Below are 22,566 nucleotides of genomic sequence, written 5' to 3'. Positions count from 1 at the left end.
TAGAAATACCAGATGCTGAAAAACTAACTGGAGTATTCAGCATACAGAATAGATACGATAAAATAATATGAATGGATTTTTGAAGTCTTAAAAAATACTTCTTAAAGGCTTTATCAAAAAAAGGTAGCGTTTGGACCATAAGTATTTAGGTTCAAGACACAAATTGTCTTATTGGTTAAATTAGTAGTTTTGGAGGCGCGAAAATATGCAAACAACTGTCTATCAGCTACATTTTTCGATAAACTACCCAGATTAACGTTGAACAACACTTTTTGTCGACCGTAATACTCTTTTGACTACAAAAAAAATGACTATTTGATAACTAACTGGTAAAAATGTGCAGGTACATTATGTATATATTACACTTTTACAGAATATAGTGACAAAACCGCAATAAAAAAGGCGCAACAATGTCGCGCCTTTTTTATTCTAATTTATTAAAAATCAACAAATTACACTATCTAGAAAGATATAAATAACCGGTTAAACTTACAGGCTCATTCAAATATGTTTTATACGTAATAACGTAAAAATAAGTTCCGGCCGGTAAACCCTTTTGTTTATTGACCGTTGCTCTTCCTTCTGAAATTCCTCTAAAGGCAACTGACGCATTATCATAACCGTAAGCATCATAAACTAAAACACCCCAGCGATCATAAATTTCTACGTACGCATTAGTATAACATTCAATTCCTTTAATTTTGAAGGTATCATTTATACCATCACCATTAGGAGAAACCGCATTGTAAACTGTGACTTTACAAGAATTAATTGGTAGTACAGTCGGATTATCACCCAGAATAGAATTACCATCAGACAAATCACTTGCAGTTTTCCCCTCCGGACTAGCGGCAGTAACCTCAGCCTGATTTTCTACAGATCCTGCCTCGATATCGGCAGCTGTTAAAACATAAGTTCCGACAAAACTATCTGAGTTTGTCTCTCCGTGTTTTAAAATCACCGGACCGCCAGTAACGGTTATTCCCGGTTTCGGATCTTTGACCACAACATTTACCAATAAAATATTTCCTGTATTGGTAACGCTAAAATGATATGTAATCGTTTCTCCTATCTCGGCATATCCATTTTTATTCTCATCATTAAAAGTCGCTGTTTTGATAAGAGCAATAGAAGGTTTAAGATCTAAATCTACAACCGTTGGGTCATCATCACCGGTTAAAGCTGGGTCGTCACTATCAGAAATATCGATAACCGGATTTCCTTGTGGATCATCTCCAATCACAAGTGCTGAATTGATTACTTCTCCATTGGCAACATCTGTTAAGGTTACGGTATATGATGCCGTAGCCGTTCCTGTTGCACCCGGAACCAATACATTTGGAATAACAGCTATGGCAGTGGCTGTTAACATCGGATCGGTTATTACCAAATTAGTAACTACCACATTTCCGGTATTCTTAACTGTAAAGGTATATTTGATAACCGAACCTACTCCTCCGTTACCTGTTAATTCTCCTCCTTTTATCAAGGTCAGTTCTTTATGCTGTGGTACCAGAGTAATTGTAGGGTCATTAGGTCCAATCAAGGTAAGGTCATTACTGTCTGATAAGTCCTGAATTGCCGATCCGCTTACAGGCTGAGCTGTAACCAAAGCCTGATTTTCAACATAACCTCGATTAATATCAGCCTGAGTTAAAACATAAGTTCCTTTAAAACTTGTTGTATTCGATTGTCCAACTCCCAATACTGCAATTGGAGTACCAATAACTGTTGCCTTTGGATCTGTTACAATTACGTTGTTTAAATCTAGAGTCCCAGTATTCGTAATAACGAAAGAATAATGGATTAGCTCTCCCGGCTGTGCATAACCATCGCCATTGCTATCCACAAAAACTCCTTGTTTAAGCAATAGAATGGATGGCTGCGCTACCGCAATTTTAATCACAGCCCGATCGCAATTCAAGGTATTTGTACTTTGACAGATTTCGTATACAATGGTATAAATTCCTGCCGAAGTGCCCGGTGGAACACTTACCAACCCTGTGGCGGTATTTAAAACCGGAACAGGGGCTGAATTAATACTATCAGCCGGTGAAACAACATTTATTTTCACCTGTGCCAAAGTAGGTGCAACACCATCTAATAAATCATTTGTTAAAACATTGACTGCATTCGCCACCCCGTCTAAACCATTTATTCCTGTTGCTGTATCATCGTTGGCAATGATAGGCCCTGAGGTTACATTTACAACAATATCGGCCTGACTGCAATTGGTCTGATTTAAAACCTCACAGATTTCATAACGGATTGTATAGGTTCCGCTTGATGTACCGGCCGGAACATTCACATTTCCTGTAAGGATATCTAAAGCCGGAACCGGACCGCTATTTATGGAAACTGCTGGTGTTATCACTTTAATTTTAATATCCGATAATACAACTGTAACTCCGTTTAACAAGTCATTTGATACCGAGTTCACTACATTAGTCGCTCCTGTTAATCCGTTAACATTATTTGCTGTATCATTAACCGCGAGAATTGGTGCTGCAATTACATTAATAAATACAGTTGCATCATCACAATTTATCGGATTTAATCTTTCGCAAATATGATATTTAATTTGATAATTGCCTGCCGGAGTACGTGCCGGAATACTTACGGTTCCTGTCAAAGGTTCTAATACCGGAACCGGTCCGCCATTGATTGACGTTGCGGGTACATCTACTGTAACTTCAACTTTGTTTACGCTTGTAGCTACTCCGTTAAGCCTGTCATTAGCAACAACATCTATTGCATTATTTGTTGCAATATAGCCGTTGATATTAGATAGAGTGTCGTCGTTTGCTTCAATTGTCGAAGCCCCGACTATAATGGTAATTACTGCGGTATCTGTGTTGATCAAATTCGATTTTTCTCTTAAGGTATAGGTAATCGTATACGTTCCTGCAGAAGTGCCTGCCGGAACACTAACGATACCTGTTGCAGGATCCAGAACAGGCACTAAACCTGAGTTTATAACCGTTGCAGGAATGATATTGGTAATTATTACCTCAGCCGGAATTACCTTTACTCCGTTTAAAGTATCATTATCCAAAGCATTTATTGCATTTGCCGTCCCTATAACTCCGTTAATTCCTGCGACATTGTCATCAACTGCGTCAATTGGACTTGCAATAACCGTGATTTTTATAACCGCTTCATCACAATTGGATGGATTTAATTTATCACAGATTTTATATACAATAGAGTATTCTCCCGGAGTTGTTCCGGCTGGAACATCTACATTACCGGTAAGAACATTTAAAACAGGAACTGCAGCTCCGTTTATAGAATTTGCCGGAGTAACAAGAGTACCGTTACTGTTGGTCTGCAGAATCGCTGTTCCGTTTAATGTGTCGTTGGAGTATGCATTCAATACATTGCTTACTCCGTTGTACCCATTAATATTCACTGCTGTATCATCATTCGCAATAATTACCGGAACGGATACTACTATATTTATAACAGCATCATCGCAATTAGACGGATTTAATTTATCACAGATTCTATATCTAATCTGATAAGCTCCTGCTGGTGTTCCTGCCGGAATGCTAACAAAACCAGTGGTTATATCTAAGACAGGAACCAAACCTCCGTTTATAGAGGTTGCCTGACTTAATATTGTTGGAATAATTAAACTGACATCTGTTAACCCAACACCGTTATACTTGTCATTGCTTGTAAATGCATTCAGTATATTATTTGTTCCAGACAGACCATTTATGTTGGTAATAGTATCATCTTCAGCGACGATTGCAGGTGCATTTACAATTATTATAATTGTTGCCTGACTACAATTGTTTGGGTTTATTTTTTCGCAGATTTCGTATTGAATAAAATAAGTCCCTGCGGAAGTTCCTGCCGGTACATCTACATTTCCTGTAACGGTATTCAATAGCGGAACAATTCCATTTGTTGATGTTGCCGGAGGGGTTGTACTCAAAACAGTAATGTTAACCTGAGCTGCCTGTGCGGTAACTCCATTGAGAGTATCATTAGTCAAAGCATTTACAACATTGTTAGCACCAGTATATCCATTAATATTACTTGCAAAATCATTATTAGCATCAATAATTGGAGCAATGACATTTATAGTTATATCAGTCTCACTGCAATTTAATGGATTTAGTTTTTCACAAATACGGTAATGAATTACATAAGTTCCTGCAGAAGTCCCTGCCGGTACATTTACATTTCCTGTAACGGTATTCAATACCGGAACCGGATTTCCTGTAACATATCCCACCGGAGTTGTAGTGTTTACCGATGTAATATCAATTTTAATCAATTGAATATCGGAACCGTTTAATCTGTCATTTGTAATGGCATTTACAGCGTTATTTGCTCCGGTATATCCATTAATATTACCTGTGCTGTCCGCATTAGCAATAATACTTGGTGCAATAACATCAATTGTGATAGTTGCTGTATCAAAATTGGCAGAATTTAAGTTTTCACTCAAACGGTATTCGATGATGTAAGTACCTGCTGCAGTTCCCGGAGGTACATCTACATTCCCGTTTGAAGGATTTAGAACCGGAACAGCTCCTCCATTTATAGGTAGTGCCGGAACTATATTGCTAATGGTAACCTGAGAAGGGATAACGGTCATTCCATTTAAAGTATCATTGGTCAGGGCATTCACTGCATTAGTTGCTCCTGTAAAACCATTGATATTGGCCACGGCATCATTCACCGCATCTATTTGTGGTCCTGTCACAGTAATGAAAACGGTAGTATTGTCACAATTCAGCGGGTTAATCTTTTCGCAAATATGATATTGAATTTCATAATCTCCCGCCGGAGTACCTGCCGGAACACTTACAAATCCTGTTAAAGGCTCCAGTACCGGAATTGGTCCCCCGTTTATTGGTGTTGCGGCAACATCAACTGTAATGGTAACTTTGGAAATGTTTGCTGTAACTCCGTTAAGGGTATCATTCAATAAAACGTCAATTGCGTTCATAGTATTTACATAGCCGTTAACATTGGCAATTGTATCATCATTGGCTACAATTGGCGGAGCCGAAACCTCAACGGTTATGATGGCAAAATCGTTATTGGATAAATTCAGTTTTTCGTTCAGCTGATAGCCAATAAAATAAATTCCTGCCGCAGTTCCCGGAGGTACACTTACAATTCCGGATGTTCCGTTTAATACCGGAACCAGACCTCCATTGATTGGCGTAGCCGGAATGATATTCGTAATAATAACTTCAGAAGGATTTACGGCAAGACCATTAAGAGTATCATTGTCTAAAGCATTTAAGGCATTTGGACTTCCGACAAAACCATTGATTGGTGCAAAATTGGCATCATTTTCAGCATTAATTGGAGCAGGAATTACTACAATGGTAACAACTGCCTGGTCACAATTCATCGGGTTTAGGTTCTCACATATTTTATAAACAAATTTATATTCTCCCGCCGGTGTTCCTGCCGGAACATCTACTAAACCTGTAACACTATCAAGTGTAGGAACCGGACCTCCGTTTATTGGAGCCGGGGTTGATACAACAGTTGTTGTAATATCTGGTAGATCCAGCATTCCGCCATTTAGTAAGTCGTTATCATAAATATTGATAACATCATCTGCTCCTTCATAACCGTTTACGTTTAAAACAGTATCATCATTTGCTTCGATAACTGGCGCAATTACAGTAATGATCACAATGGCGTCATCACAATTACCCGGATTGAGGTCCTCACATATTTGATATTTAATTTGATACTGCCCTGCCGGGGTTCCCGGAGGAACGGTCACAAAACCTGACGAAATATCTAAAACAGGAACTGGAGCTCCCGGAGCTTTAGGCTGTGCAGGGGTTACAATTGAAGGGGTCAGTACATTCGCCAAATTGATATTAATAACCTGTCCGTCAAAAGTATCGGCGCCGGCTGCATTTGTATACACATTAATTACATCTACACCTCCGTCGTAACCGTTTATATTGTCTATACGGTCGTCATTTACAATGATCGGAGCGGCTTTTACCACCACTGCAATACTGCCGTCTGCACAATTGGTTGGATTTAATTTCTCACAAATGGTATAGGTCATAAAGTAAGTGTTCGCAGGCGTTCCTTCCGGAATGCTTATGCTTCCCGTGGCTGTACTAAAGACCGGTACATTGGCACCAGGATATAAAGGTGTCGCAAACACATTTTGTGTAATGGTTATTTCATTAAAGTTTGCTCCTGTAATTGGTACTCCGTTTAAACTATCATTGGTTAAAGCATTCCCAGCATTCATGAGTCCTAAATGGCCATTTATATTTTCGACTCTGTCGTCATTTGCCACAATTAATGCGTTTCCAACCGGAACAATAATAAGTGCGGTATCACAATTTAAAGGGGCTCCAATTTCACAAATCTTATACTCAATTTCATACAAGCCTTTTACTGTTCCCGGTGGTACATTCACATTTCCGGTTGTAATATCCAGATACGGAACTATTGGTATTAAAGGATTAATTGGCAATGCCGGATTGACTACACTAAGCGTTACATTGGATAATGTAGCCTGTGCACCGCCCACAGTATCGTTTGTTAAGGCATTAATCACATTATTCATACCGGTATAACCGTTTACAATAAATTTGACAATATCTATTCGGGCATCGATTCCGGCGGTGGTTACACTAATGGTTTCTGTAGTTGTAGAACAATTTACAAAATTTGCCGGATCAGATGGATTCCCTGGATTTACAATTTCGCATATGGTATAGGTTAAGGTGTAATCTCCCGGCGGAGTACCCGGTGCCACAGAAATAGTTCTGGATAGCGGATTAAAATCATACGTTAAATAACTTGAAATAGAGTTTATAGTAACATTAACTGATGAAGGGTTTAAAATAACTCCGTTTATAGTATCACTATCTAATATGGAATGTGGTGCGGTACTTCCACCCGTATCTCCAGAGATGGCTGTAAAGTTTTCGGGAACCGCACAAATTCTGTTAAAAACAGTAAAGGTTGCACCCGATGAAATACAGGTGTTTAATCCCACGCGTCTTACATAGATGGTGGTTACAGAGCCAGGAGCCAAACCTGCAAAAATGTTACTCGCCTGAAAAGTGATTCCGTCACTGCTATACTCGTAACCGGTTCCTAAATCAGGATTTACAATACTTAGTGTTCCTGTAGCATTGGTACAGGAAGGCTGTTGTGTGATTGACCCAGTAGGTGCTGCAGGTATATCAAAAACTTCTAACATCACCTGATTGGATATGGTACGACAACCTGACTCTCCCTGAGAAATGATGACTCTAAAATATCTGTTTCCTGCTGTTGCATAAGTTGGTGTGGTGTACGAAGCTGTTGTACCACCTGTTCCGTTTGTAACATCCGTATAAGGGCCGGCCAAAACACTGGCGGTCTGCCATTGATACAATAAAGGGCTCGCAGGAATATTTCCTGTAGCCACAACGCTAAAAGTATGGGGTTCGTTGATACAAGCTTCTCCATCTTTTGGTTGTGTCGTAATTATCGGGATTTCGAAAACATCTACTTTCGCCGGATTGGAGTTTATAACGCCACATCCAATTCCTGAATCAGTTACACGCAACCTGTAAAAAGCATCTGCATTTACAAAACCTGTGGTATACGTGGTGGTATTGGCACCGGAGCCATCTGTTACATTTGCCCATCCTGTTGTTCCGTCCAATGATTTTTGCCATTGATAGGTAAAGTTTCCGGAACCATTTTGAGCACCGGATGACATGGTGAATACACCTCCCTCGCAAATATTTCCTCCAACCGGCTGTATTGTTATAGTCGGATCGGGAATAACGGTTGCTACTACAACATTCGTAATAAGAGTACAGGTTGGATTTGATGAGGTTATTACACAGCGGTAATAAGTCGTAGCGCTAAGTGGTCCTGATAAATAGTGCGGATTTGTCGCTCTAATTTCTCCTGTTATGTTGGCCCAGCCACTCACGCCATCTGTAGAACGCTGCCATTGATAGCTAAAGGAAGCAGAACCATTATTTGCCGAAGCAGCTGTTGAAATCGCCACTGTACCTCCCACACAAACGGTAGTTGGATTTACCGGTTGAGTCTCAATACTTGGAATAATAACTGCAGCAATACCAGATACAACTGGGGTACAACCCTGAGTAGAATCAGAAATTGTCACCTGATAAAAGGTAGTTTGCGTTAAATTTGGAGTGGTATAGCTTGCCGAATTTGCTCCTGCAATGTTAGTATAAGGTCCTGCTAAAAGAGTAGAGCTTTTCCATTGATAACTATAATTTCCTGAGCCTCCCCCAACTACTACATTTAAAGTAGCATTTGAGCCACTGCAAATATTTGTTTTTACTACCGGCTGTGTTATTATGGTGATCGCTGATAAAACGGTTACAGTAGCCACATTGGAAGTAATAGTATTGCAACCGCTTCCGCTGGCCGAAACATCTACTTTATAGTAGGTGGTCTGGGTTAAAGCCGGAGTAGTATAAGTTGCTGAGGCTGCACCGCTAATGGGTGTAAAAGTAGCATTATTTGTACTGCTAAACCACTGATAAGTTAAAGCAGGGGTTCCATTTGCACCTGTTACTGACAAGGTATGATTTCCTCCTGAACAAATTGTTGTTCCTGCCGGCTGAACTGTAATCGATGGATCGGGAACCACTGTTGCCGTAACAGTATTAGAGGTTATGGTACAATTAGTAGTAGATGATGTTACCAAACATCTGAATTGTGTGGTAGCATTTAATATATCTGAAGTAAAATTAGCGGTTGTTGCAGTTGCATTGGTTTCATTCACAAAACCTGAACCCGGATTACTCTGCCATTGATAACTAAGTGTTCCCGCACCTCCGTTTAAAGAAGCCGCAATATTGATACTTACAATACCTCCAACACAAATATTTGCCGGAGTTGCTGGCTGAGTTGTAATTGTTGCCACAAATACCGGAACTGCATCCGAATATACTTCACAACCATTGGCTGCCTGTGTCACTCTGACTCTGTAATAAAAAGTAGATGCTAATGCTCCGGTAGTATAAGATGCTGTTGTTGCACCGCTTCCACCTGTTGTATTTGCCCAACCTGTTGTTCCATTTGCAGATCTTTGCCATTGATAAACCAAAGCTCCGCCCAAAGGATCTCCTGAAGCTACTACTGTCATGGTATGTGTTGCTCCGGAACAGATGGTATTTCCAACTGGCTGCTGGTTCACCACAAGATTCGGAATTACATCCACCAATACACTATTTGAAGACACCAGACCACAGCCACTTCCTGTAGCAGAAACGTCTACTCGATAATAAGTATCTTGTGTGAGCGCCGGAGTCGTGTAAGTACTTGAAGTTGCCCCGGAAAGTAACGTAAAACTTAGGTTATCCGAACTGCTGTACCATTGATAATTTAAAGAGGGTGTTCCGCCAGTTGCTGAAACTGACAGCGTAAATGCTCCGCCTGAACAGACAATTCCTCCGGTTGGCTGAACTGATATTGCAGGATCAGGTACTACAGTTGCTGTAACTGTATTTGAAGTTAGTACACAATTAGTTGTTGATGAAGTTATGAGACATCTGAACTGCGTGGTCGTATTCAAAATATCTGAAGTAAAATTGGCAGTCGTTGCTGTTGGATTCGTTTCATTTACAAAACCGGCACCTGAGTTACTTTGCCATTGATAACTTAGCGTTCCTGCCCCGCCGTCTAATGTGGCAGCAATATTGACACTAACAATCCCGCCTACACAAACAGCTGCAGGAGTTGTTGGTTGTGTTGTAATTCTTGCAACATTTACCAATGCTGGATTTGAAAAGGTTTCACAACCGCTTCCGGATTGTGTAATTTGTACTCTAAAATATAAATTGGATGTTAGTGCTGCGGTGGTATAACTTGCAGTATTGGCTCCGCTTCCACCGGAAACATTTGTCCAACCCGAAGTTCCATTCACCGAACTTTGCCATTGATAAGCGATCGTTCCGGCTGCTGTACTGGTAGTTGTTGCAGCAACGGTCATTGTGTACGTTCCGCCCGAACAAATTGTGCTTCCTGTTGGCTGAAGAGTCACAACAGGATCCGGGATAATGGTTAGTTTTGCCACGTTGCTTGTAACCTGTGTACAGGTACTTGAAACGTTTACTCTGTAATAATATTCTCCATTTGTTAAGGCGCTATTGGTTGTAAAGGCAGTATTTGTTTGTCCTGAAATATCCGTCCAGCCCGTTATTCCGTCTGCAGATGTTTGCCATTGATAAGTGTAAGGAGCTATACTCCCTGTTGGGGATATCGTTAAAGTTGTGGTTCCTCCCTGACAAATTGTGGTATCACTCGTTAATGTCGAAAGTATTAAATCTGATGGTCGTACAATATTCACTTCATCAGCATAAGAGTTACAGGAACCATTACTAATTGTCCATTTTAATCGCGTTATTCCAACTGATATATTGGTTACAGTAGTATTGAAAGCATTAGGATTAGTAATTAATGCCGTCCCCCCCGGATTCGCCACAAAGGTCCAGGTACCGATACCGGTTACAGGATTATTTCCATTCAAGGTCACAATTCCGGTATTACAAATAATCTGATCAGCTCCGGCATCTGCCAAAGGCGGCAACGCATTTATAGTCACCGTAACATTACTGGAACTTGGTGTGCACAATCCGTTTGAGATCGTCCAGGTAAAGATATATACTCCTGGTTGTGTCCCTAACACAGTAGTTGTTGGCGAGGTGGCAGCTGTAAAAACTGCCGTTGTAGGTCCAGAAACCTGTGTCCATAATCCGGTTCCGATTATTGGCGTGTTTGCTGCCAAAGTCAGCGTTTGGAATTCACATATGCTAATTGGTGTTCCTGCATTTGAAGTTGAAGGTAACGGACTAACGATTAAGGTCATCTCATCAAAGAACACACAGCTGAGATTCGTAGCTGTCCATCGCAACACATAGCTTCCTCCGGCACTTGGCGTAAATAACGAAGTTGGGCTTGTAACATCCGAAAAAGATCCCGCAGGGCCACTAACTTTCGACCATTGTCCTGTTCCTGCAGTAATTGCGTTAGCTGCTAAAGTTGCACTATCAGATACACAAATGGTCTGATCAGGTCCTGCATTAGGAACAGTTAGATCTGCTGTAACCGTGATCTGAACAGTATCTGTTGTTGATGGACATATCGCTCCGTTGGTAATCGTCCACCTAAAAACATATACACCTCCCGTTTGAGTTAGATTACTAACTGTGGTTGTAGGTGAAATTTCAGAACTAAAAACGGCGATGGTGGGACCGGATACCTGGGTCCAATTTCCTACACCTGCTAAAGGAGAAATTGCCGTAAGATCTGTTACAGATCCACAAATAACATTATCTCCACCTGCCATTGCTGTTGAAGGTGGCTCGGAGTTCTCAATTCTGATCTGATCTGATTCACTACAGGTCCCAGAACTAACCGTCCAGTTAAATACATAAAATCCATAACCGGGATTTGTAAATATTGTGTTGGGATCTGTATCATTTACAAAAGATCCTCCTGCCGGACCAAATAATTTAGTCCATTTTCCTGTTGTTCCTGGATCAAGTGCCGAAGCTACAAGCTGAATTTCATTTGCACCCGCATCGCAATATTCCTGATCCGGGCCCGCATTAGGAGGTGTCACGATCTGACCGTTCACCGTTACCTGAATATCATCTAAACTTTCAGGACAAAGACCTTGTACCGCGATGGTATATCTAAAAACATATACACCCGGTACTAAGTTTGTTACTGCAGCACTATTGTTACTGGTTGCTGTAATTGTTGGTGCTCCGACTCCCCCTGAAACATAAGTCCAGGTTCCGGTACTGGCATCATTACCGACCAAAAACAAAGGCCCTTCCAAACAGGTCGCAAAATCAGAACCGGCTGCTGCAACTTCTGTTACTTTTATCGTCACCTGATCTCTGTTTGTTGGACAGTTTATTCCTGTATAGGTAGCCCATTCTAAAATATATTCTCCCGTTATAAGCCCTGATAAAGTTGAAGTTGCTGATCTTGCATCTGAAAAAACAGGTGAATTTGGGCCACTAATTAGCGACCATATCCCGCTACCGATTACGGGAGGAGTTGCCCCGAGGATAACCGAACTTTGGTTACAAACCGTCTGATCCGGTCCTGCTATTGCTGGTGAAGGCGCTTCATCAATATTGAGCTTTACGGTATCTGAAGTGCTCGCGCAAAATCCTCTGGAAATCGTCCATTTATAAACCCATGAACCGGGAGTCAGTCCTGTGATTGTAGTCGTTGGATTCGTTGGATTTGTAATAACAGGTCCATCTCCTCCGCTAACCAATTCCCATAAACCACTTTCTCCGGAAGCTGGTGTATTTCCAATTACTGTTGTACTATTACTACACAAGCTTTGATCCATTCCCGCCTGAGCTGCCGTAATAGTCGGAGCTATAGTTATACCTACAGTATCTTCTCCATCTGTGCACCCCACATTGCTAACGGTCCACTTAAAAGTATAATCTCCGTCACTTAGTCCCGTTACTGTTGTATTGTATAATGTTGGATTTGTTATTGTTGCTGTCGTACCTGCTGTTTGTGTCCATAAACCAGTTCCCGGAACGGGATCATTACCGTTTAAGGTAATCGTGTTAGTACCCGTTGGTAAACATTGGTCTGCTCCGGCATCTGCATCTGCGCCTTGCGTGTTATTGGTCACAACATCTACTGTATCTGCAGATGTACCACATCCGTTTGCGATTGTCCATGTAAAGGTATAGGTTGTATTTGCTGCCAATCCGCTTACTGTACTGTTAGGATCCCCCTGATCACTAAAAACAACACCTGCATTAGGAGAAACGGTCCAAGTTCCGTTTTCACTGTTTTGTATGGCATTTCCCTGCAATTGAATTGTACTTCCAAAACAAACCGCCTGATCGTTTCCAGCATTAGCAGTGGTTGGAGCAACACTAGACACCAATACTTCAGAAGTACTTTGGGTTACGTCACAATCTGATCCGCCCGAAATGGTCCATCTAAACTTATATCCTCCATTTATCAAAGGAGACACTGTTGTTGTTGGGCTGTTAATATCTGAGAAAGTTACGGCACTTGGGCCGGAAATCTGAGACCAGGTTCCTTTTCCATAAATTACCAAATTTCCAGCCAATGTTGCAGAAGTAGAATTACAGGGAACAATTTGCATTGTTCCTGCACTTGAAGTGGTCGGTTGCGCTGAAACTACTATTACCACCGTATTGTAAACCGTTTCACATTGAGATCCCGGATTTGGAGCTTTAATTAATCGAACAACATACGTGCCCGAAAATGTCAATTGACTAATCGTAAAGCTATTGCCGGAAAAATTTACTGGAGATGTTGGAAAAGAAGGGTAAGGCGGATTCAAAACTGGGTTTACAGCTGGGCCATCTATTAATTGCCAACTCATTTGTCCATTACCTGTAAAAGTTACAGGAATTATAGCCTCAGATTCATCACATCCCAAGGTTTGATTCGGACCTCCTGAAATCGAAATTATATCTTCTAAAACAACAACGTAATTAGCAGTTGTTACACAATTTGTTACACTATTAGTCAATGTATATAAAAAAGTATAAGTCCCTAATGTGGTCATTCCTGAGACCACCGTGGAAGGAGAAGTCGGATTTTGAATTACCGCCGTTGGACCTCCCGTTTGCGTCCACTGTACACTTTCATTTACATATAAAGGTATGGTTCCCTGTAGAATTGTTGAGGTTCGTCCATCGCAAAAATAAGCTGTAGAGCCACTGACATTAGTAACATCAGCCGTTGGTGGCGGAACTATCACTGTCATCTCGTCTACCCCATTTGCACAGATTCCCGCAACTGTCCATCTAAAAACATAGGTTCCTTCTAATAAACCGGTTACCGCTGTATTATTCCTATTTGCATTGGTAAAAGAAGGTATACTAGGTCCGGAAACAACTGTCCAGGTTCCTTGTTGTTGCCCCGGAGTATTCCCTCCAAAACTTCCATTAAGGGTTGCCGTTTGGGTAGATGAATAACACTTTGAAAGTGTAATATCAGCTCCCGCAGTGACTGGCATCCTTCCCCCCAGACTTGAAATAATGACATCATCCGTTGAGGTACAGGAACCATTTGTTATAGTCCATCTTAAAGTAGTTGAACCCGAACTATTTCCTGAGACTGTAATGGAACTGCTTGGAGAATTTGGACTATTAACCGTAACTCCGGCATTATTATTTCCTACAACTGACCAGGTTCCCGTTTCTGTTCCTCCAACTGTATTTGCATTTAAGGCATAAGTTCCCTGACAATATGTTTGATCTGTTCCTGCATTTGCAAGGGTGAGTGGTGAAATCACCATTATAATATCATCAAATACTGTTGAACCATCAGCACATTTAGCGGTTAACCTAAAAGTATAAGAATTTCCCGGAACTGCTCCTGTTACTAAAGTTTGCTGTAAATTTGGATCGACTATCTGTACCGCCGGCCCTGCGATCTGGCTCCATACCGGATCTACCAAAAAACTAGTACCCGGTGCTGTATTTGCTGTTCCCAGTAAATAAAACTGGTCAGGAGGTAAAGCTGTAGCTCCACCCGGACAAATTGTTCTGTCCGCATTTGCATTTACAGTACAATTTTGCGAAAAAGTATAAACTGGAAGTACAAATAAAAAAAAGAAAAGCGTTTTATTTAGTCCTTTATGTAATCTATCAGAGTAATTTAATTTCATAAATTAGAATTTTTGAATTAAAAACAATGTAATGACAGTAAAACTTGGGGGGGCTTAACACAAATTTAATAAAAAAAAGCTTATCACTCACATAAACACATTGATTATTAGATAGTTATAAATAACAAAAAACAACAAAAACTATGTTGTTGATTTTTAATCAGTTACATCAATAAGATTATATTTGTTGTTCTAAAAAACTAATAACAAGCATCTTAAATCGTTAAAAAATAAAAAAAAACAGAAAAATAGCGCCTTATTTTCAGTTTTACTCCAGAAAAATGATATTGCGTTTTAAACCATCAAATTTGGTTCTTTTGATAGGGGAATTTTTAAAAACTAATCGAAAAGTTTCTTCGGTAATTTCGATCCAATCCTTTTTTGAAAAAGAAAGTAATTCAGGATTGGGATTAAATAAAGGCTCGGAATGCGGCTTTGAGAATCGATTCCACGGACAAACATCCTGACAGGTATCACAACCAAACATCCATTCATCAAATTTACCTTTCATTTCAAAAGGAATGTTTTCTTTGAGTTCGATGGTGTAATACGAGATGCATTTACTGCCGTCTACTACGTGAGGAGCAACTATTGCCTGTGTTGGACAAGCATCAATACAAGCGGTACAAGATCCGCAATGATCTGTTGTGGCATGATCATATTCCAATTCTAAATCAAGAATAAGTTCTGCAATAAAATAAAAAGATCCTACTTTCTGAGTCAGCAGGTTTCCGCTTTTACCAATCCAGCCCAGTCCACTTTTTGCTGCCCAGGCCCGATCTAAAACGGGTGCTGAATCAACAAAAGCCCGGCCTGATACTTCGCCAATATTTTCCTGAATCGAGTGTAAAAATTCCTTTAATTTCTCTTTAATAACAAAATGATAATCCTGACCGTAAGCATATTTTGAAATTTTAAAACTTTCTTCGGTCTGAGTTTCTGTTGGATAATAATTTAGTAAAAGCGACACTACACTCTTGGCATCATCTACTAATAAAGTAGGATCTAAACGTTTGTCAAAATAGTTCTCCATATACCCCATTTGCCCATGATGGTTGTTATTTAACCATTTTTCAAGACGTGGCGCCTCCTCCTCCAGAAATCCCGCCTTGGATATTCCACAAGAAAGAAAACCAAGCCTTTTGGCTTCGGATTTTATGAATTCTGAATATGTCTCTTTAGAATTGATTGTCATCTTTTAAAGAATAAAACTTCTACTCCAACAGGCTTTAAGGTAATTAACGGATTGAACCTAATCGCATCAACTTCTGATTTAAGTTCATACTTTTTCACAATATGAGCCACGGTAAGGCACATTTCATAGATCGCAAATCCAGCTCCAATACACATTCTTGGTCCGGCACCAAAAGGATAAAAATATTGCATGGAGTGTTTCTTCTGTTCTCCCAGAAAGCGTTCCGGAATAAATTCCTCCGGGTTTTTCCAATATTTAGGGTTTCTATGTAACTCATAAAAAGAAACTCCAATTAAAGTCCCTTTTTTTAAATGGTACTGCCCGATAATATCGTCTTCAACATTTTGTCTGTCTGTTATCCAGGCAGGTGGATACAAACGCATTGATTCATTTATAACAGCATTCAGATAAGTCATCTGCTGCAATTGTTCTACCACGTTCTCTGTTTGCGATTCTATTTCCAGGATTTCATTCAGCACTTTCTGCTGCACTTCCGAATTTCTTCCTAAAAGGTACAGTGTAAAAGTTAATGCATTTGCAGTGGTTTCGTGTCCGGCAATAAAAAGAACTTTAATTTCATCTATCAATTGCTTTACCGACATTCCTTCACCAGTATCTTCATAACGGGTTTCCAAAAGCAACTGAAGTAAGTCGTTTACTTCTTCTCCTGAAGTGTTTCGATCCTCGATAATTTCCTGAATAATTCGATTGTTCTCTTCAGCCAGTTCAAGATGTTTTGTAACCTGACCGCTTATCGAAAACCACCACGCTTTGTGCGGAAGTCGAATTTCTTTGATTAAAAAGTTCTGAACTTCTTCAATGATAAATTTTATACGATTTAATTTTTCTTCAGAAACCGAGAGATGAAACAGCGACTTGGCCACTACATTAAATGCCAGCTGGCTCATAACAGGAAAAAGATCAATGGGTTTTTCCTCTACTATTTCCTTTAGCTCTGAAACAATCGTTTTGTTCATGTTCATGACCAACTGATTCATCTTTTGCTTGTGAAATGCAGGCTGAATCAGCCGTCTTTGTTTCAGCCATAATTCACCATCAACAGTCAAAAGTCCTTTTCCTAAGTATTTTGAAAGGTAAACAGACTGAAATTTAGATTTGTGATAGTTCTTCTGATTTTTCTGTAAAATATGTTGGGCAATCTCATTATCACGAGATAAAATTAAATGTTTCGACCGTCCTATTTTTAACGAAAAAGAGTCTCCAAACTGCTCAAAGTATCTTTTATGGAAAGGAATAGGGTTTTTACGCACTCCTTCGGCATCCAAAAAGAACCTAACGATCGATAGCTTGTTCGGGTACTTGTATTTTTTATTTTCAGACATGTCTAACAGGATTAAAACAATCCGCCCTGAATGTTGGTATTTATTTTTCCTAAATGTTTATACGCTTTATCTGTAACCTCACGTCCGCGTGGAGTACGCATAATGAATCCTTCCTGAATTAAAAAGGGTTCGTAGACTTCTTCAATGGTTTCACTGCTCTCAGAGACAGCCGTCGCCAAAGTAGAAAGCCCTACTGGTCCTCCCTTAAATTTATTAATGATTGTCAACAGAATTTTATTATCCATTTCATCCAATCCGTGCGCATCGACATTTAGGGCTTTTAGGGCATAACGTGCAATTTCGATGTCTATCGTTCCATTTCCTTTTATTTGTGCAAAATCACGAACTCTTCGCAATAATGCGTTTGCAATACGAGGTGTCCCACGGCTTCTGCCCGCTATTTCAATAGCGGCATCTAATGAAATTGGCATTTTAAGTATAGAAGAACTTCTTTCGACAATTGTCGTCAAAAGTTCAGTAGTATAATATTGTAAACGAGATGAAATTCCAAAACGGGCTCGCATTGGAGCGGTCAATAATCCCGAACGCGTTGTGGCTCCTATCAGAGTAAAAGGATTCAGATTGATTTGGACCGTTCTGGCATTTGGACCGGATTCGATCATAATGTCTATTTTGAAATCCTCCATAGCCGAGTACAAATATTCTTCGACTATAGGGCTCAAACGATGTATTTCATCAATGAATAGAACGTCTCTTTCATCAAGATTGGTAAGCAAGCCTGCCAAATCTCCCGGTTTATCTAAAACAGGCCCTGAAGTAATTTTAATTCCCACTTCGAGCTCATTGGCCAGGATATTAGCCAAAGTAGTTTTCCCTAATCCCGGAGGTCCATGAAAAAGGGCGTGATCGAGTGCTTCACCACGCTGATTAGCCGCAGCAACAAAAATCTTTAGGTTCTCTAAAACCTGATCTTGTCCTGCAAAATCATCAAATGACAGTGGACGCAATCTTTTTTCAAGATCTAATTCTTCCGGATTGTATCCTTTTGTGGTGGGATCTAAGTTTTCATTCATTTTACAAAGATAGACAAAGAAATCAGTTTGTAAAACAGTTACAATTCAAATAAAAAATTCCAAATTCTAAATCATTCCTTTGCGGGTTAATGGCGAACAACCCTTCGTTATCCGCCATGTAATTTCAGAAACTTCCCTGTTTTTCGCTTTTTCTAAGAGACATTTTTTAAGAAATCCAAAAGCTGCATTTCTTTTTTAATAATTCGGATCATCAATAATCCGAACAGCAGCAAAAAACCAAAACCACTGCATACAATATAAAGGTAAAAGCCTCTGGAAAAATTTTCTTTAAAAATGGGTAAAAGGAATGCAAAACCGGCACTATAGGTCAGGTAGATTATTGGTGTAAAGATGTAGTGGATTTTTTTCCTCCACTGATAAAACTGCTGTGCCTGTTTACTGTATTCCAATAAGGGAACATCTGTTTTTAAATGCTCTAATTTTTCTGCACTAACCCACTCTAAAACGATACGAAATACGAGCATTGCAATCATAGTTCCCAATCCAAAACTAAACAATGTTTGTTTATAGGCTCCTACCCAAATATAATAAAAGATGAGTATGATCGAAGTTAAACTCAAAATTGCTCTGGTCCAAAAATGGTTGCGTTTAATTTTTTTTGTATGCGCCTCTGCTTTGTTAATAATATCAGTGGCAGCTGGTTTTGTATTGGATTCTGCTTGCTGATCCCAAATATTTTGTAATTCTTCAAATGTTTTCATTTTGTACACATTGCGTTAAACTTTTTTTTATTCGATGAATTCTAACCCGAAGTGTTTCTTCGGTTATCCCGATTACTTCTGATATTTCCGGATATTCTATACCGTCTAAGGTCATCAGAATGATCATTTTATTGGTCTCTTCAAGCTTTTGTATACATTGATACATTTGCTGAAGTTGTTCTTCTTTTTCGTTTGAATAGGTTTCTGAAGCAACCTGAGGAAGAACATCTGCCCTGATTTCTTTTCTGGAAGAAGATTTGCGTAAATAGAGAAGACATGTATTTACTGTAATCCTATAAATCCAGGTACTAATACTCGATTCATTTCGGAATGTATCTAAATTTTCCCATACTTTTATGAAAATTTCCTGAGCTGCATCTGATGCTAATGCAACATCTCCACAAAAATAACCCTTGCACAAACGAAACACTTTATTGTAATGTTTGTTGTATATCTCGTTAAATTGTTCTCTTTTAATCACCCTACTTTATTTCTGATTTTACTTTTTCCATAAACCACTCCGGTTGATCATACATTACAAAATGAGCTGAGTTTGCTGCGTAATAAATTTTAACAGACGGCAGCTTTTCGTACTGGGCTTTATAGGTGTTTTGTACAGTAACAAGATCCGGATTTGTTGCTGCTAAAATTACTACCGGAATTTTAATTTTAGCAATTTCGTTGCGCAAATCTAAATTAAGCATATCAATATAACCGTATACATAGGTTTTTCTATCGACAGCATTCATCCACTCACTGATTGTTTTTTGTTTTTCTTTGTTCAGACACATATAAGAGGCCGTTTGGAAATTCATCGCATTGAATGCCTTTTGATCCATAGCCAGCATCATTTTGCTTTGCGGGTTGTCATAAGGAATAACTTCTCCTTTGTAGTTAGGGATCATTAGTGCCGCACTTGCAGGTAGCGCATCAACTATAATTACTTTTTTGAACAAATTGGTTTCTTCAGAGGCTAGCCACAAACTCAGAGTCCCTCCCAAACTGTGACCAATTAATGTAGCTTTCTTCAATTTTTTGGTTTTTACATAAGAAACAATCTGATTCTTTATGGTAGAAAGCCATGGACTTTCAATTGGAGGAACGTTGCCAAATCCTGCAAAAGTAAAAATGTGACATTCGTAATTTTTAGAAAGCTCGGCTACGGTTTCATTCCACATTTCTCCTGTACAGCCAAAACCAGGAAATAACAACACCGGTGCTCCTTTACCTTTTACTTCTACCTTAAAGGCAGTTTGAGAAAAAACAGGTTTTGAAATAAGAAGCAGTAACACGACAAGTAAAATTGATTTCGTTTTCATAATGTTTAATTTTTTAAAGTTTCCCTTTTGATGCAGTGCTATATTATTTGTTACCTCAAAAAAGACTTTTTTTCAAAATTATTTTCAAACATTTAAAAAACAACAACTTAAAATCTATATTTAGCTATCCTTTTACTCAACAAAAGGAGTCGTTTTGTTTTTTTTAAAGCCCCTGCTTTATTTGATTTCTTTCAGAATACTTTCTGCTATTTTATTGTAGTCATTGTTGTAATGGTGCGAACCTGGCAGTTCAATAGTTTTGATCCCCGATTCTGAAAACCTGTTACGGGTTGCGGCATCTTCTTCATCCCCAAAAAAACAAATCGGATTATACGATTTGACTTTTTTTATTTCGGAAATAACATCATAAGTATCATTTGCACTTTCCATACTCAGCATGTCTGCAATGTGAATTTCAAAATCGGCTTTCACGTCAGGAGACAATAGATACAGGCCTTTTAATTTTTCTTTTAATGATTCTGGAAAATTACCCGCAGCAAACGGAATTATAGAGGCTCCAAATGAATAGCCTGCAAGTATAAATGTTTTTTTTTTCCACTGCTGTAAATAATGTTCAACGGCCTTAGCTATTGCTTCCGAGGTCTCTCCGGGTGCTTTTGCATTCCAAAAATATTTCTGGGCATCCAGTCCTATTACTGCAATTCCCTTTTCGGCCAGGGCTTCACCAACAGATTGATCAAAACTTGTCCATCCTCCATCCCCGGAAATTAAAAAGGCAATGGGTAAAACTTCGTCTTTATTTTTTGTCGGAATCAATGTTAACGGCATTTCGAAAGCCAAGGGTATCAAATGCTGCTCTTTAAGCAAAGAATTTTGTTGTGATTTCTGTTCGCTGTATGTTGGCGTATTTAAGATCTCTCTAAAGGCCTCGATAAATTGCGGCAACCAATTTTTAGTAACAGTAAATCCATGTCCCACTTTTGGCAATGTAATTAATTTTCCCTGCTTTATGCCTTCCATGTATTTTTTTGTGTCGGCATAATTACAAACCTGATCTGTAGTTCCCTGAAGCACGATAAAAGGAGCCGATAATTTTTCTGTTTTTTCAAGAAAATAAGCCTTCCCTTCTTTTAAAACATGCGAAGTAAGTCCTGAGCCGTCGCATAAAGTCCTGTCTGTTTCGATATCGGGACAAAAACCTAAAGCAATGGCTCCGCTAAAAGTATTAGCAGGTGCCTGAGCCAGCATTCCATAAATTAAAGTTGCTCCTGAAGAATATCCGGCCAATATTGGTTTTAAATATTGTTTGATCCTGATCTTTTTTTGCAGCAGCAAACTAAGCTCTTCAAAGTCTCCGGCCGGGTAATAACATTTTTCTTTTTCTTTTTTTATTTCCTTAAAATAATGCTGAATATCAATACCAGCAACTACAGCACCCTGATCGACAATATTTTTAGCCATTTCAACAACGCCACTGTTCCATCCTCCATCGCCGGAAACAAACAATACAACCGCAGTTGGTGCTGTTTTTGGTTTATATATCATGACTTTTCCAAATGCTCCAACTTTTATGGTATCTGTTGTTAAAGCAAAAGCATTGGTACTAAAAATAAAAACCGACAGAAAAAGTGTTATGATTTTGCTCATTTGAATTACTTTTTAACGTTACGAAATCCTAAACTATAGTGTTCTTATTATACATTATGGTTGAAACTGATATAAAATAAGCATACAAATTCAACAGAAAAAGTCTTTGCCACAATCCTTTGTACGAAGCGATTAAAGCTCCCGTATCAGAAGGAAAATGAAGTGCAAATAATAAGAGAGTAAGACTTCCAATGCTAAAACTAATCCAGGAGAAATTATAAAAACGAGGGTTGTTTTCTTTTAAAATTACGGTACACATCACTAAAGGCAACAGCAAAGCAGCAACAATTCCAATACCCCCGGCAATGTCATGCAGCAAAAATGAAAGAGTCCTTTTACCGTCTATTACATCTGCTTTAAATAGTCCCGAACCAATCCCTTCTCCTAAGCCATACATTATAATTAACAAAGAAGCGAGCTTTACTCCTTTATGGTTTTTATCAAATGCTCTTTTTAAAACGGTTCCAAAAAAAATAAATACAACCCCGACAATGATCCACCATATGGAAATCGATTCTGAAACCGGACTCACTGTTGCCCCCAAATAACTAATGGTGTTGTGCATCTGACTATACCCCCGATAATAACTTCCTAATAAAAATAACACCAGAAAATCAGAGATGCAGGTAATAATACAGACTATTGCCATGATCTTAACCCAATTT

At 39.2% G+C, this 22,566-nt stretch carries 9 protein-coding genes; all 9 read right to left on the bottom strand.

Features of this window, described 5'->3' with window-relative positions:
- Positions 1-457 precede the first annotated feature (457 nt).
- On the bottom strand, positions 458-14,680 hold the full coding sequence (locus AC3IS6_RS08335) for a DUF8696 domain-containing protein (protein WP_489164459.1): 14,223 nt from the start codon (positions 14,678-14,680) through the stop codon (positions 458-460).
- 268 nt (positions 14,681-14,948) lie between these two features.
- Complete coding sequence (gene queG / locus AC3IS6_RS08330; protein WP_263362687.1) at positions 14,949-15,875, bottom strand: tRNA epoxyqueuosine(34) reductase QueG; 927 nt, start codon at positions 15,873-15,875, stop codon at positions 14,949-14,951.
- Positions 15,872-17,218 carry a cytochrome P450 gene (locus AC3IS6_RS08325; protein WP_489164458.1) on the bottom strand — a complete coding sequence of 449 codons (1,347 nt, stop codon included), beginning with the start codon at positions 17,216-17,218 and terminating at the stop codon, positions 15,872-15,874. The genes queG and AC3IS6_RS08325 overlap by 4 nt, the downstream gene beginning before the upstream one ends.
- 11 nt (positions 17,219-17,229) lie before the next feature.
- Entirely contained in the window at positions 17,230-18,252 is a 1,023-nt protein-coding gene (ruvB, locus tag AC3IS6_RS08320; RefSeq protein ID WP_017498167.1) for a Holliday junction branch migration DNA helicase RuvB, read from the bottom strand.
- A 152-nt stretch (positions 18,253-18,404) separates the two neighbouring features.
- Positions 18,405-18,974 carry a hypothetical protein gene (locus tag AC3IS6_RS08315; protein ID WP_489164457.1) on the bottom strand — a complete coding sequence of 190 codons (570 nt, stop codon included), beginning with the start codon at positions 18,972-18,974 and terminating at the stop codon, positions 18,405-18,407.
- A complete protein-coding gene (locus tag AC3IS6_RS08310) occupies positions 18,961-19,455 on the bottom strand; it encodes an RNA polymerase sigma factor (protein ID WP_173964105.1) in 495 nt (164 codons plus the stop codon). Before AC3IS6_RS08310 ends, AC3IS6_RS08315 begins: the two co-directional genes overlap by 14 nt.
- A gap of 1 nt (position 19,456) precedes the next feature.
- A complete protein-coding gene (locus AC3IS6_RS08305) occupies positions 19,457-20,293 on the bottom strand; it encodes an alpha/beta fold hydrolase (protein ID WP_489164456.1) in 837 nt (278 codons plus the stop codon).
- Between the two features lie 177 nt (positions 20,294-20,470).
- On the bottom strand, positions 20,471-21,901 hold the full coding sequence (locus tag AC3IS6_RS08300; protein WP_489164455.1) for an AcvB/VirJ family lysyl-phosphatidylglycerol hydrolase: 1,431 nt from the start codon (positions 21,899-21,901) through the stop codon (positions 20,471-20,473).
- Between the two features lie 28 nt (positions 21,902-21,929).
- Positions 21,930-22,550 (bottom strand): DUF998 domain-containing protein, encoded by a 621-nt coding sequence (locus tag AC3IS6_RS08295; protein ID WP_489164454.1) that lies wholly within the window; start codon positions 22,548-22,550, stop codon positions 21,930-21,932.
- Positions 22,551-22,566: the final 16 nt, after the last annotated feature.

Source organism: Flavobacterium sp. KH_035 (assembly GCF_057839565.1).
The sequence above is the reverse complement of the archived record's forward strand: the minus strand, read 5'-3'. Positions and strand labels throughout refer to the sequence as shown.